We start from the raw sequence: 13,262 nt of genomic DNA on the forward strand, positions 1-13,262 counted from the left end.
TGAGTTGTAAAAATCACAATTTATTTTCAAATTAATTGCACCGGGTGCCGATGGATTGGATAAACCGGTAACAATTCATTTACTATTTCAATATAGGCAATATTTTAAATTAAACAAAAACCCTCTTCCGGTAACAACCAAAAGAGGGCCAGTCAATCTAACATAACCCGGGTGAGTCGGATTTGTTAGTTCATATCAGTTAATAGTTACATGAGTACGTTATTACAGCGCGAATCCGTAAGCTAAACGCAGGCCAAGCATACCAAAATGATCCTGGTTAGCACCAGAAAAATTTTCATAACGGAAGCTTACATCCCAGCTTTTATTAGCCCAGCCTATACCCGGTGAAAGATCAAGCCTGTGCGGGCCCCAGCCTTGCTCAAGTTTTTCGTAAGCAATACCTACTTCGCCGGCAACATATACGCTTGGTACAAAAAATTCTTTAACACCAAATTTGATAGGGATTTCGCCATAGCTTCCATAACGTTTGTCTGTTCCGGGGATTTTTTTAGGGAAGAAGTGATAACCGCCCATGGTGTAGGTAAGGGCGAAGCTATCGCTGATACCGTATTGCAAACGGGCTGTACCGCCTAACGTAAAGGTGCTGCCAAGTTTTGCTACGCCTGTGGGCAAACCAGTTTCAATTCCTAAACCTAAACGGAACGCATTTGCAGGTGTAGTTTGCGCTTTTACCGTATTTGTGAAAAACAGGAATCCTATTACGAGGACCGCTGCCGCTAACTTTGATAGTAATTTCATTTTTGATATTTTGTGTACATAATGATTACTATCATTTTAAGGCTGACGTTGCCTCAGGGTGCAGATTTTTTATAACGGCAAAATATTTACCCTATAAGTGCTTATTCTTTGATATAATTCAATGCCACAACACCATCTGCAAATGTGTCGCTTTTTTTCAGTTTGAGCTTTATTTCTGTATCAGCAAACAGCGGGATACCGGCACCAAGCACTATCGGGTTAACAAACAGCCAAAATTCATCAATCAGGCCTTTATTCATCAAATAGCGGGCAAGGCCGGGGCTGCCAAACATGATAATTTCATCGCCATCCTGCTTTTTAAGATTCTCAACCTGTGTTTTTACATCACCTCTAATAAATCTGGTCTTATCTGTATCCTGCTGTTCGGCAGTTTCAGATACTACATACTTAAGCGTTTTATTATACCATATTGAATGGTCGATGTCGTGCTTTGAGGCGTTGGGCTTATCGCCGGCGGTTGGCCAGTAAGCGTCCATCATTTCAAAAGTATTACGGCCATATAAAGCGGTATCGGCTGCCCAGGCACGGTCATTGGCGTAATCAAACATTTCATTGTTTACTTTTATCCAGTTCATAGCACCATCAGTGCGGGCAGCAAAACCATCAAGCGAAATGTGCATAAATAACACTAAGTTTCTCATAATATCATTGTTTATATTTTACATTTCAAATGTAAGGAGCACCATAGATTACCCAGGGGGGCTAAAACGACGTTTAAGGGGTGCAAATATGCCCGTACAAAAAAAGGCCGTGCTCTCGCACAGCCTTTATTAATAAGTAATAGTTTGTTTACAGCGTAGCCATATCAATTACAAACCTGTAGCGTACATCGCCTTTTTCCATGCGATCATATGCGGTATGGATATCCTTGATATCAATCATCTCAATATCGGAAACGATGTTATTTTCGGCACAGAAATCGAGCATTTCCTGGGTTTCCTTAATACCACCAATGCCCGAACCGGCTAAACTTTTACGGCCACCCAATAAACTGAAAGCTGCAATCTGGGCTGGTTTAGGAGGAACTCCTACACAAATATGAACGCCATCTGTACGTAACAACGACAGGTACATGTTAAAGTCATGCTCGGCGGATACCGTATCCAAAATAAAATCGAACGAGTTTTTAGCAGCTTCAACCTGTTTAGGATCAGTAGTAACTACAAAGTGGTGTGCACCTAACTTTTTAGCGTCTTCTTCTTTTTTAGGCGATGTGCTTAATACAGTAACATCGGCGCCAAAGGCTACACCAAATTTAACAGCCATATGGCCCAAGCCTCCTAAGCCAAGTACAGCCAGCTTATGTCCTTTGCCTACTTTCCAGTGCCTTAACGGCGAGTAAGTAGTGATACCGGCACATAATAATGGCGCAACTGCAGCAAGGTCAACACCTTCCTTAAGGTGTAATACAAAATCTTCGTTAACAACAATGGTGTTTGAGTAACCTCCGTAAGTGGGTGTTTTATGGTCCTGCTCAAGGCCGTTATATGTTTGAGAGTTCCCATTGAGGCAATATTGTTCCAAATCACGTTTGCAGTTTTCGCACACACGGCACGAGTCAACCAAACAACCGGTAGCAGCCAGGTCACCAACTTTAAAACCTTTTACATGCTCGCCAACTTTAACTACGCGACCAACAATTTCGTGTCCGGGTACCATCGGAAAAATGCCGGGGAACCAGTCATTCTTAATCTGGTGCAAATCGGAGTGGCAAACCCCGCAATACAAAATATCAAACTGCACGTCATGAGGCCCAACTTCGCGTCTCTCAAAAGTCCAGGGGGCAAGTGGTGTATTTTCATCTTGCGCAGCATACGCTTTAGTTTCAATCATAGTTGTAAATGTTAAGTAGTGTGAATGATGATTTATGAATTGTGGAGAGGATCTCCCTAACAAATGTACAATGATATTTTTATAAATATCAACCGGGCACCAGGTTGAAATAAAAAAGTGACATAGGAGATGATTATGCCAACATAGATAAATGCAAACCTTTAATTTTGCATGCAGATTAACACCGCATGAAAATAGCCATAGCCACTCCCCCTTTCCCAAAATCAATTAATGACGGTTTATATCAAGCCGAAAAGCTGATTAAGGACGCGGCAACGCAACAGGCAGAGATTATTTGTTTTCCCGAATCATACATACCCGGATACCCCGGTATGATTACCGACCCGGAACCAACATCGCCAGAGATACTACAATCGGCATTGGATGAAGTATGCAGGATTGCTGCCGAAAATAATATAGCAGTTGTTATACCAATGGATTGGTATAGCGATAATGGCCTTTTGAATATTGCACACGTTATATCCAAAGCCGGTGAAGTGATCGGCTATCAAACCAAAAACCAGTTAGATCCATCGGAAGATGCCATCTGGGTACCAGGTACCCAACGAAGTATTTTTGAGGTAAATGGCTTAAAATTCGGCATTACTATTTGTCACGAAGGTTTCCGCTATCCCGAATCGGTAAGGTGGGCGGCCCGCAATGGTGCACATATCGTGTTTCATCCTCATTTTTCGGGCAGCAATACCGAAGGCGTGCTGCTTACCGAATGGGGAAGCATGGCCAACCCCTACTATGAAAAGGCTATGATGATGCGGGCTTTGGAAAATACCATCTATTTTGCCAGCTCCAATTATGGTTCGCTTTATCCGGAATCGGCAAGTTCGGTTATAGCGCCGGATGGTACCTGTGTGGCTTACCAGGCTTATGGCACAACCGGTGTAATTATAGCAGATATCGACCTTGGAAAAGCCACCGGCTACCTGGCTAAAAGATTTAAACAGCAGTTATACAATTATTAAAAGCCCCTTGTATTTACCCATTATTTGAATTTTGCAAATAATGGATTGATTTATTCAAACACCTGGCTTCTTGTCTGTTTTACTTTTGTATCAAAACAAAAAGAAAAAATGGAAAACAGAAATAAAATTGCGGTGGTAACCGGCGGCAGCCGTGGCTTAGGCAGGGACATGGCTTTAAGGCTTGCCGAAAAAGGAATAGATGTTATTATAACTTACAATACCAATGCGGAGGAAGCGGCAAAGGTGGTTAGCCTTGTAGAACAAAGCGGAGCCAAAGCAGCAGCATTGCAACTCAATACCGGAGTAATTAAAAGCTTTGATGCATTCACCGAAAAACTCCGTGAAATTTTGACAGATAAATTTGGCACCAATCATATCAACTTTTTAATTAACAATGCCGGGCAAGGTGGCTACTGCGCTATCCCTGATGTTACCGAGGAGTTTTTTGACGATTTGTTGAATGTGCACTTTAAAGGCGTATACTTTTTAACTCAAAAGCTGATCACGTTAATGGCAGATGGAGGTGGCATTGTTAACGTATCGTCCGGGTTGACGCGGGTATCGGTTCCACGTTCTTCGGCATATGCATCTATGAAAGGCGCGGTAGAAATTTTCACCCGTTACCTGGCTAAAGAACTTGGCGTAAGGGGTATCCGGGCCAATGTGGTTGCCCCCGGCGCTATCATGACTGATTTTGGCGGTGGCCATTTACGCAACAGCGAAGAAACACAAAAAATGGTAAGCAGCATAACTGCTTTAGGCAGGCCTGGCGTTGCGGAAGATATTGGCGGCGTGGTAGCCTTCCTTTGTACTGAAGATGCACGTTGGGTTAATGGTCAGCGCATAGAAGCTTCGGGAGGTATGGCTATTTAAATGGCAAGCATCCTGATTGAGAGGAGTTCATAAATCTACGAACTCCTCTCAATTACAACATCTTTTATTTCACTATATCAAGCAATTCTACTTCCCAAATATATGTAAAACCAGGTGTCTTAGATTCGCCATACCCGAGCTTAGCCGGAATAAACACCCTGTATTTACTGCCAACGCTCATCAATTTAAAACCCTCTGCCATACCTGGAACTACTTCGCTAACAATGCGCTCGGCCGGCGGACGCCAGTCGGTTACATCTTTAATTTCTTTACCAATTATAGTGGTCCACCGGGAACTGAATTTCACTTTGTCTGACGATAATGGTTTTGAACCTGTGCCCTGGCTAATTATTTCGTACTGTAAGCCGCTCGGCGTGGTAATAATGCCCGGCTTCTTGCTATTTTCGGCTAAAAACTTTTCGGCTTCCTCTTTTGGAGTTAATACTACGGGTGCAGGAGGGGGTACTGTAACAACAGGTTGTTGTTCCGGTTTTACAGGAGCAGATTTCACCTCTGAGCTGCCATAATTACCAGAACCCGTAATGGTTTCGCCGTTTGAAAGCTTACAGATAAATGTAAAACTATTGGATGATGTTTTAGTGAGCGTGCCACTTGAAGACCCCTCAGGCTTGTATTTACCGGCATCGAAAAAGGGTAAGATAAAATGTAATTCACAATTACCGCCCAAACCGTTTCCTATATTATAGGTTCCGCTACTGCCCTGGGGCATATTATAGATCCATACCGTTCTCTCGTCCGATTCCATTGATACAGACATACTACCACCATTACAGTCTTGATCTCGGGTTTTAGATGTGCATTTCCCGGCGTATTTGATCCCCTTATAGGTAAATTCCCCGCTATTACCTTTTATCCCGACTCTTGCACTACCGCTATTACTTGAATTTTGACTGCCCTGGTTAGCTGTTTGACTGCCGGCCGCCGGGGCATTTTGTTTATTGCCGGGCGAGGGGCTGGAATTGGCGCTTTGCTGTTTTTCGCAAACAGGTTTTCCTGTATTAGTATAAACTAAATTCACCAGCTTCCATTTTTTGACAATATCACCGCTCATTTTATGAACAAAACGGGTTATTTCACCTGGTTTGGTAACATGCTGGTCGCCAAACTGAACCTTTTCTTTATCATCCAGCAAATTAAACAGATAAGAAACTTCCTTGTCATTGTTATTTTTCACTTCAAACCACATGTGTACCTGATAATTTAGGCCATAGCCCCGTTCTACCAAATACCTGTATTCTATATTAGGGTTACAATTATCTATATTGAAAGATTTCCAGCCTGACCATTGAAGAGAATTTTTGACCGGGGTCTGCTGCTGAGCCTGGCTTGGTTTTTCCTGTAAAGTAACGAGGTCGAACTGAAAATTATATCCGGGTTCAGGACAGCGTCTGTCCTGGGTTACCAATACTTCTGCAGATAGCGTAAGCTGTTTATTAGGTAAAATATCCACCCATTGTCCGTGCCAATTCTGAATGTTTGAAAAACTAATGTGGTAAATCTCACTTTCAATTCCATAATGGCCCTCATACCAACCACAGTCATTCCCGTTAAAAGTTAACGCCGCCCCCCTTAATCTAACCGCTTTATCACTGTTGCTGTTTTTTATAGTTCCGGTTACTCTGTAAACATCTAATGTGGCTTTACACTTTTCTTCGTATCGTGTACCTATTTTTTCATTGCCGTCATAGCTAATGGTGACGCCTTTTTCACTGTAGGGAAGCTGCCCAAAACAAAATGTTGTACTTAATAGTACAATAAACAAAACGGAAAACCTTTTCATTGCAGGAAGGGATTAAGTCATATTGGTTCCAGTAAATTTGTGGTAATTCCGCCATAAAAAAAATAACTAATTATAGCTATTTTTCAAATTTATTAAACCAAATACTTATTGATTAAGCCCTTGTTCAATGGGTTATTAATATTTGTAGTATTGACTGTATGGGGGTATATAAACAGCTTTCCTTCGATTTTGTGATTACGACAATATCAATCTTTATATATTCACAAACGCCTCAAAAATCACTGCAACACTTCCAATATCACAATCACTGCATTATTACTTAACGCTTCCAGATCAGCTTCCTTTAATTGCCAGAGCGCCAAACCGTCACGCTCATGCATCAGGCGGCCCTGCAGTTCAAAAGCCCCGGCAAGCACAAATGCATAAAACAGCGAACTGCTGTTTTGAAGTTGATAAAGGGCATCTGCCCTACCACCAAATACGCCGATATGCAATCGAAACGGATACATTCCGCTGGTTGGGACCAGGTCAATCAGTTCGTTTGGCCTGCCTGCAAAATCAAACTTAAAAACCGCATCACGGTGCGGATTTATAATGCCATCATCCTGTAATTGCAAATAAATGTAATTGATCCAATCGCTTTTGTACAGATTGGTTAGTTCAAATCGCTCACCGGCAACCGCGTAGCCTACAAACACTTCTCCTACGTCAATCAAGCGGATGTCTCCATTTACTCTTTTTAACAGCACCTCCCCGGTAACCGGCATTAAAACAAACCAGCCGGAGTTGTTGACGGTCACATCAATGGAGCTGCCTCCCGCCAGCATTTCATCGTTCCATACCTCCAGCCGGCCAAAAGGCTTACGATACTCATTAAAATAGTTACCATAGTTAAAACTACTATAACGCCTTAAGGTTGGGCTTTTCGTGAAACCTCTTTGGTCGGCTAGGTGTATTTGTCCCGGTGAGATTTTTTCCATTTAATTGTGATATTGTAATGAACTTATATTTATATACGGCTGCAATTGCATAAGGTTGGTTACTACACCATTATTTTCGACAGTTGATTGATTTTCGACCGATTGAGCGGATATAAGCAGGTAATTATCTATAGTATCATGCCACACTAACGGTTCGGAATAAAAATTAATAGCAACCTGGTGTTTATCCTTGTCATTAATATCCGAATTGATGATCTCCAGCTGAAACTTGCTGAAGGTAAGAAACCGCCTGCCAATATTATTTAAAATATCGGGCATAATGTTGTCAAGCTGCTGAATGTAACCAGTAACCGACGGTGTAACCATGCCGGTTAAACGCCGGGCATTGGGCACATTTCGTAACAATTCGGCATAGGAAGTATGGTCCGTACCCCGACTAAAATTCTGGGCCTGCATTTTAAATTCAAGATAGGTACTTTCAAACACCAGCTTATCCCACTGTTTAATTGACCGGATATCGATGATTTTACGATAGCACAAAATGATCACACGTTTTTGCATATTACAGTTTTATAAAAACAAGACGCCGACCATAGCCGACGCCCGTTACAAAACAAAATGAAAATTTTAAGCAGGTACGCTCAGGCTGATGGTTAACACAAATCCCGCAGTGGTACTGCCGGTAACGGTAGCCAGTTCAAGGGTATAACCATCGCTAAACACACCGTCGGTGGCATTGTAGGTATAGCCGCTCATTCCCTTGCTGTAACCGCTAACAGCAGCCAATGCCGTACCGGTGCCTTCAGGGAACGCAATTTGGGTTACTTTCAATGATGTACCTGACGAGTTATGAACATGCACATGGATATGTGTGGCCCTGCCGGTATACCAGCCCGGAAATATAGACGTAAAAGTTACGAGGCCATTTGAATCGGTAGTTTGCCTGCCGCGCAAAAAATGAACCGAAGTATAATTTGTTGATTGCGTACCGCTGCCACCATATTCAGAATAATTCCCTTCCGCATCGCAATGCCAGATATCAACCAATGCAGACGAAAGTGCGGCGCAGCTACTATTACTGTTTTTTATTGTAATGTTCACGGTAAGTTTATACCCGGTACGGCCATCGGTAATATCGCTTCTTACATATGATGCAGGCGAGTGTGTTGGGTAAGGCCCTTCTGTTTCTGTAGGAACAACGCTGCAGGTGCCAGAATCGGTTGAACCCGAAGTACTACCGGAAGATGAACTTCCTGAAGTGGTAGTCGTAGTTGTGGCTGTATCGGCATCTTTTTTGCAGGCTTCAACTAATACTGACGATGACACTGCGCCGATTACCAGGCTTTTTAAAAAGTTCTTTCTTTCCATTGTATGTTCTCCTTTTAAGTTTAATCTAAATCGTTGATCCAAAAGTAAAAGCAGCGACGATGGCATTGAAAGATGTGTCGTTTAGTTGCCTTTTTGTGTCGACAAATGGCAAACTATTGCAGTGTTCGGGGGCAAGATTGTATAATCATACAGTTGCATGACAAGTTAAAACGGGCAAAATTCCGTATCTTTGCGTGTTTTTTGAGATATCTAACATTTATGGCATTAAAAAGTAGCGCGGTTATTACCGGTATAGGCGGCTATGTTCCTGACAACATTTTAACTAACAGTGATTTAGAGAAAATGGTTGAAACTAACAGCGATTGGATAGTTTCACGCACAGGGATCAGGGAAAGAAGGATCCTTGCCGACCGAACACTGGCTACTTCAGATATGGCTGCCTTCGCAGTGAAAAATTTACTTGAAAATGCCAAAGTTGATCCTTCTGAAATTGACTGCGTTATTGTAGCTACTTCAACTCCCGACTATTTGCTTATTTCTACTGCCAGCATTGTTTGCGATAAATGCGGATTAAGCAACGCCTGGGCATCTGATGTTAATGCAGCCTGCAGCGGTTTCCTTTATGCCTTTACACTTGGCTCAAGCCTGGTTGAAAGCAATCGTTATAAAAAAGTAATAGTTATCGGTGCCGATCAAAACAGTGCTATTGTAAACTACGCCGACCGTAACACCTGTATTCTTTTTGGTGATGGCGCCGGTGCGGTATTGCTTGAACCATCTGCCGAAGATGTTGGCGTTATTGACAGTGTGTTTAAAACAGACGGGCATGGCCGTGAACATTTATTTGTTCCGGGTGGTGGTTCCATGAACCCCGCTTCAGAAGAAACCATTGACGGCAAACTCCACTACATACGCCAGGACGGCCGTGTAGTTTTCAAAGCTGCTATTAAGGGTATGACTGAAAGCTGCACATCTATACTGCAACGTAATAACCTCACCATAGATGATATTAACTGGCTTATCCCCCACCAGGCAAATTACCGTATTATCCACGCTGTGGGAGATGCTTTAGGTTTACCTGAAAGCCGCGTTAAAATCAATATCGACCGATATGGCAACACTACAGCGGCAACTATTCCGCTGGCGTTGTGGGATTACAAGGCAGATTTCAAAGAAAATGACAATGTAATCCTCACTGCCTTTGGTGCAGGCTTTTCATGGGGCGCCACTTACTTGAAGTGGGGCAAGCTGAGATAAGCCACCTCACCCCAACCCTCTCCAAAAGGAGAGGGGGTTAAAATTCAACTCAATGACAACTGAAGAACGAATTAAAGACGCAGAATCCCGGATATTTAAAACCGTATTCCCGAGTGACACCAATCATTACGACACGCTTTTCGGCGGTTCGGCGATGGCCATGATGGATGAGGTAGCTTTTATTACCGCAACCCGCTTCACCCGTAAAAGGATGGTTACAGTATCTTCAGACAGGATCGACTTTAAACGCCCCATCCCTGCGGGAACCATTATTGAGCTTGTTGGCAGTATATCATATATAGGCAATACAAGCCTTAAAGTTTCGGTTGAAATTCATATTGAAGAGATGTACTCCTTTGTGCGCGAAAAAGCCATCACCGGCACTTTTACGTTTGTTGCCATTGATGAGCATAAGCACCCTGTTAGCGTTTTATAAGCTAAAAGCCGAAGGCTTAAAGCATAAAAAACAACAAGAAATGCAAAAAAAGCTTTAAGCCCTCGGCTTTTAGCTTCTTAATGTAGTTTCTTGCGCTTTAATAAACCACCTGTTGTATCATCGATACTTTGCTGCACAATGAAAGCTTTGGGATCGATACGAAGGATTGTTTGTTTGAGAGACGGGATTTCCAGGCGGGTAGCTACCGTAAAAACAATATCACGGGGATCATTAACATGGCCATCTTTACCGTAACCGCTTTTGCCCTGATAAATGGTAACTCCGCGGCCAAGGGTAACTGTGATAGCCCTGCGAATAGCATCGCTTTTGGTTGAGATGACGGTAACACCCGAGTATTGTTCGATACCGTTCAGCAAAAAGTCGATCATTTTGGCGGCAGCCATATAGGTTAATATGGAATACATGGCCGGCTCAACACCCAATACCGATGCCGCTACCCCAAATATCAAAACATTAAGCAGCAAAATAAAATCGCTCACTTTAAGCAGTTGGGTCTTTTTACTTACCAGTACGGCAGCTATTTCAGTACCATCAAGCACCGCTCCACCACGCATGGCCAAGCCACTGCCTGTACCGATAAACACACCACCAAATACAGCAGTAAGCAATTTATCATGAGTAACGTCGGGAAAGCTAACCAGTGCGAGGCAAAGGGCTAATAAGGCTATTGCAATTGTGCTTTTTATCGCGAACCAAAGACCAAGCTTCCGGTAACCGATCCACAGGAAAGGAACATTGATTACGAAGATCAATATGGATATGGGTATGGAAGTTATATCAAATATCAGCATAGATACCCCGGTGGCACCTCCGTCAATAAAATGACTCGACAATAAAAAGCCTTTAAGACCAAAAGCCGCCGATAAAATCCCAAGTCCGATATTTGCTGAATCCCTGATGGTGTTGATTGCCTTCATGCCCAAATATAGCTTTTTGAGGCTAAAGGCGGGTATTTAAACACAGCCGAATGTTGATAAAGTGACTTTTTTGACTTTTACTTAACCACTACCTGTATCGTATTCCTGCTAATTTGTTCAAGCAAAATAGTTTTGCCTTCTGTTAACTCCTTAATGGTATTTATTCCATCATGACGTACTGTAATAAGTGTTAAGCCCTCATTGTACTTCACCTTAAAATCCTGTTTAAGACCATTCAGCAGCTTTTCAAAACGCTCTTCATTCAAATCAAAGCAAACCGAAAAACTCAATGCAGATGTTTGCATTACATTGACCTTAACATTATTCTGGGCAAATAGCCGAAAGACATCACTCAGGTGATCTTCGGTAATAAATGAATAGTCTTTACCCGATACCGACAACAATACCTGGTTTTGCTTAAGGATGATCACGGGCTTGGTAAACTGGTTATGCCCATCTTCTTTTATCACGGTACCGGCAGCCGAAGGATCAGTAAAGGGTTTTACTAATAACGGAATTTTAGCGTTTTGTAATGGCTTGATGGTTTTGGGATGAATAACGCTTGCACCATAATAGGTCATTTCGATGGCTTCGGTATAGGAAAGTTCATCAAATTTTACGGTATCGGCAAAATATCTCGGATCAGCATTCAGGATCCCCGGCACATCCTTCCATGCAGTAACCGACTCTGCACCCAAACAGGCTGCAAATATGGAAGCTGTATAATCAGAGCCCTCACGACCAAGCGTAGTTGTGAAATTTTCGGAAGTACCACCTAAAAAACCCTGTGTTACCACGATACCTTTTTCGAGCAAAGCAGGAATGTCTTTACCAATACTTACCTTTGTTTTATCCCATTCAACAATACCTTCGCGGTAAGTATTATCGGTGTGCACATACCCGCGCACATCAAGCCATCTGCTTTTCAGGCCGACATGGTTCAGGTAGGCGTTAACTATGCGCGTTGACACCAATTCACCTATAGATACGATCTGGTCGTATACAAAATCATAGCTATCGTGCGGTTCATCCTCAATGGCCCAGTCAATCTCCACGAAAGTATTGGCCACTTCATCAAATACCGGGTGACCGGGTTCAAACAATCCCTCTAATATGTTATAATGATATTCTTTGATCCCGTTAAAGATATCATGCATATCATCAGCCTGATCCATATAGGCTTTGGTAAGCTTTTCGAGCGCATTGGTAGTTTTGCCCATGGCCGATACCACGATGAGCAATTGTTGATCAGTATATTGTTTTACAACATTAGCAAGGTTGGTAACACCCGCGGCATCCTTAACCGATGCCCCTCCGAATTTAAAAACAAGCATTTATTTGATGAATTGACTTACAACCGAACCCGGCTGTACTAATGATTTGATCTGTGCGTAAGGAATAAATAATTCGGTAATGCCGGCCGCATATGGCTTTATCTCGTACTGGTTATACAAAAATTTGATACCAAGGGGCGTAATAGAAAAATTATCGTTAATGGCAAATTTATCGTCCTTGAAAAAGTAGTTATCCTTCAGCGATGCTGTGTCGCTTAGTTTTTCATTCTTCCTGAAGATCTTTTCGGCAACGGCAGTTAGTTTGTCGTGATACCCGATGATAAAAACATCATTAAGTTTGAGATTTTTACCGGCTTTGGTATCCCAGTTTATAAAAGTGACAGATGTGCCGCCATGAGCACCGCCAGTGTACGAGTAGCCACGCACTTCAAGTGTAGTTAAGCTCGAATCCTGGTGGATCACTTTAACAGAATCATCCAGCGTAAAAAACATTCCCGACCTCGGATCTGTCTTCTTAAAATCGTCATATGACTTCAGAAATTTTTTGGTCATCAGCTCCAGGCTGCTGTCCGCTTTACCATCCATGGCAAACATTAATGTAAGCTTATCAACTATAGTATCATTTAAAGCTTTAGCGCTGTCAAAAAACGGATAGTTAATTTTCACTACTGTACACCCGCTATCAGGCTTTGTACCGCAATCTGCTGCCCTTGCTTTTATTACTTTATAGGCATAGCGCAGGGTATCAAATGATTTTTCTTTAACCTTACTGGGAACTCCCCACTGGCACGATGATAAGCCCAATGCGATAAAAAACAACAAACACAGATTTTTCATA

At 42.5% G+C, this 13,262-nt stretch carries 14 protein-coding genes; 4 read left to right on the forward strand and 10 right to left on the reverse strand.

What is annotated here, in order from left to right:
• Positions 1 to 222 precede the first annotated feature (222 nt).
• From AC59JO_RS23350 to AC59JO_RS23360, 3 genes are all read right to left on the reverse strand, one after another.
• The gene (locus AC59JO_RS23350; RefSeq protein ID WP_497308358.1) at positions 223 to 759 is read right to left on the reverse strand and encodes a hypothetical protein; all 537 of its coding nucleotides are present in this window, start codon (positions 757 to 759) and stop codon (positions 223 to 225) included.
• Positions 760 to 860: 101 nt separating this feature from the next.
• Positions 861 to 1,421 (reverse strand): dihydrofolate reductase family protein, encoded by a 561-nt coding sequence (locus AC59JO_RS23355; RefSeq protein ID WP_413667034.1) that lies wholly within the window; start codon positions 1,419 to 1,421, stop codon positions 861 to 863.
• 148 nt (positions 1,422 to 1,569) lie between these two features.
• Positions 1,570 to 2,613 carry an NAD(P)-dependent alcohol dehydrogenase gene (locus tag AC59JO_RS23360; RefSeq protein WP_497308360.1) on the reverse strand — a complete coding sequence of 348 codons (1,044 nt, stop codon included), beginning with the start codon at positions 2,611 to 2,613 and terminating at the stop codon, positions 1,570 to 1,572.
• A gap of 188 nt (positions 2,614 to 2,801) precedes the next feature.
• Here AC59JO_RS23360 and AC59JO_RS23365 point away from each other — a divergent pair, with 188 nt between their 5' ends.
• Together AC59JO_RS23365 and AC59JO_RS23370 are read left to right on the forward strand one after the other, a co-directional pair.
• Complete coding sequence (locus tag AC59JO_RS23365) at positions 2,802 to 3,593, forward strand: carbon-nitrogen hydrolase family protein (protein ID WP_413667032.1); 792 nt, start codon at positions 2,802 to 2,804, stop codon at positions 3,591 to 3,593.
• A 108-nt stretch (positions 3,594 to 3,701) separates the two neighbouring features.
• Positions 3,702 to 4,466 carry an SDR family NAD(P)-dependent oxidoreductase gene (locus tag AC59JO_RS23370; RefSeq protein WP_497308362.1) on the forward strand — a complete coding sequence of 255 codons (765 nt, stop codon included), beginning with the start codon at positions 3,702 to 3,704 and terminating at the stop codon, positions 4,464 to 4,466.
• 64 nt (positions 4,467 to 4,530) lie between these two features.
• Here the strand turns inward: AC59JO_RS23370 and AC59JO_RS23375 are convergent, their stop codons facing one another.
• The 4 genes from AC59JO_RS23375 to AC59JO_RS23390 form a co-directional block, all read right to left on the reverse strand.
• Positions 4,531 to 6,267, reverse strand: a complete 1,737-nt coding sequence (locus AC59JO_RS23375; RefSeq protein ID WP_497308364.1) for an FKBP-type peptidyl-prolyl cis-trans isomerase N-terminal domain-containing protein — start codon at positions 6,265 to 6,267, stop codon at positions 4,531 to 4,533.
• A 239-nt stretch (positions 6,268 to 6,506) separates the two neighbouring features.
• Positions 6,507 to 7,208: a pirin family protein gene (locus AC59JO_RS23380; RefSeq protein WP_497308366.1), complete on the reverse strand. Its 702-nt coding sequence runs from the start codon at positions 7,206 to 7,208 to the stop codon at positions 6,507 to 6,509.
• Positions 7,209 to 7,730, reverse strand: a complete 522-nt coding sequence (locus AC59JO_RS23385; protein ID WP_497308368.1) for a hypothetical protein — start codon at positions 7,728 to 7,730, stop codon at positions 7,209 to 7,211.
• A gap of 66 nt (positions 7,731 to 7,796) precedes the next feature.
• Complete coding sequence (locus AC59JO_RS23390; protein ID WP_497308370.1) at positions 7,797 to 8,537, reverse strand: dioxygenase family protein; 741 nt, start codon at positions 8,535 to 8,537, stop codon at positions 7,797 to 7,799.
• Between the two features lie 219 nt (positions 8,538 to 8,756).
• Between AC59JO_RS23390 and AC59JO_RS23395 the strand changes: the two genes are divergently transcribed.
• Together AC59JO_RS23395 and AC59JO_RS23400 are read left to right on the forward strand one after the other, a co-directional pair.
• Positions 8,757 to 9,755, forward strand: a complete 999-nt coding sequence (locus AC59JO_RS23395) for a beta-ketoacyl-ACP synthase III (protein WP_497308372.1) — start codon at positions 8,757 to 8,759, stop codon at positions 9,753 to 9,755.
• A 52-nt stretch (positions 9,756 to 9,807) separates the two neighbouring features.
• Positions 9,808 to 10,191: an acyl-CoA thioesterase gene (locus tag AC59JO_RS23400; RefSeq protein ID WP_497308374.1), complete on the forward strand. Its 384-nt coding sequence runs from the start codon at positions 9,808 to 9,810 to the stop codon at positions 10,189 to 10,191.
• A gap of 77 nt (positions 10,192 to 10,268) precedes the next feature.
• Here AC59JO_RS23400 and AC59JO_RS23405 read toward each other — a convergent pair whose 3' ends face one another.
• The 3 genes from AC59JO_RS23405 to AC59JO_RS23415 form a co-directional block, all read right to left on the reverse strand.
• The gene (locus tag AC59JO_RS23405; protein WP_413667025.1) at positions 10,269 to 11,129 is read right to left on the reverse strand and encodes a YitT family protein; all 861 of its coding nucleotides are present in this window, start codon (positions 11,127 to 11,129) and stop codon (positions 10,269 to 10,271) included.
• Between the two features lie 77 nt (positions 11,130 to 11,206).
• Positions 11,207 to 12,463: an aspartate kinase gene (locus tag AC59JO_RS23410; protein ID WP_413667024.1), complete on the reverse strand. Its 1,257-nt coding sequence runs from the start codon at positions 12,461 to 12,463 to the stop codon at positions 11,207 to 11,209.
• Positions 12,464 to 13,261, reverse strand: coding sequence for a DUF3298 and DUF4163 domain-containing protein (locus AC59JO_RS23415; protein WP_413667023.1), 798 nt, complete (start codon positions 13,259 to 13,261; stop codon positions 12,464 to 12,466).
• Between the last annotated feature and the right edge of the window lies 1 nt (position 13,262).

It is taken from the genome of Mucilaginibacter sp. A5337, from assembly GCF_059690695.1.

Bases quoted from the DNA above. Each gene is read 5' to 3' on its own strand.
- AC59JO_RS23350 (WP_497308358.1), bottom strand. From the start codon at position 759: ATGAAATTACTATCAAAGTTAGCGGCAGCGGTCCTCGTAATAGGATTC.
- AC59JO_RS23395 (WP_497308372.1), top strand. From the start codon at position 8,757: ATGGCATTAAAAAGTAGCGCGGTTATTACCGGTATAGGCGGCTATGTT.
- AC59JO_RS23405 (WP_413667025.1), bottom strand. From the start codon at position 11,129: ATGAAGGCAATCAACACCATCAGGGATTCAGCAAATATCGGACTTGGG.
- AC59JO_RS23380 (WP_497308366.1), bottom strand. From the start codon at position 7,208: ATGGAAAAAATCTCACCGGGACAAATACACCTAGCCGACCAAAGAGGT.
- AC59JO_RS23385 (WP_497308368.1), bottom strand. From the start codon at position 7,730: ATGCAAAAACGTGTGATCATTTTGTGCTATCGTAAAATCATCGATATC.
- AC59JO_RS23355 (WP_413667034.1), bottom strand. From the start codon at position 1,421: ATGAGAAACTTAGTGTTATTTATGCACATTTCGCTTGATGGTTTTGCT.
- AC59JO_RS23400 (WP_497308374.1), top strand. From the start codon at position 9,808: ATGACAACTGAAGAACGAATTAAAGACGCAGAATCCCGGATATTTAAA.
- AC59JO_RS23370 (WP_497308362.1), top strand. From the start codon at position 3,702: ATGGAAAACAGAAATAAAATTGCGGTGGTAACCGGCGGCAGCCGTGGC.
- AC59JO_RS23415 (WP_413667023.1), bottom strand. From the start codon at position 13,261: ATGAAAAATCTGTGTTTGTTGTTTTTTATCGCATTGGGCTTATCATCG.
- AC59JO_RS23365 (WP_413667032.1), top strand. From the start codon at position 2,802: ATGAAAATAGCCATAGCCACTCCCCCTTTCCCAAAATCAATTAATGAC.
- AC59JO_RS23390 (WP_497308370.1), bottom strand. From the start codon at position 8,537: ATGGAAAGAAAGAACTTTTTAAAAAGCCTGGTAATCGGCGCAGTGTCA.
- AC59JO_RS23410 (WP_413667024.1), bottom strand. From the start codon at position 12,463: ATGCTTGTTTTTAAATTCGGAGGGGCATCGGTTAAGGATGCCGCGGGT.
- AC59JO_RS23375 (WP_497308364.1), bottom strand. From the start codon at position 6,267: ATGAAAAGGTTTTCCGTTTTGTTTATTGTACTATTAAGTACAACATTT.
- AC59JO_RS23360 (WP_497308360.1), bottom strand. From the start codon at position 2,613: ATGATTGAAACTAAAGCGTATGCTGCGCAAGATGAAAATACACCACTT.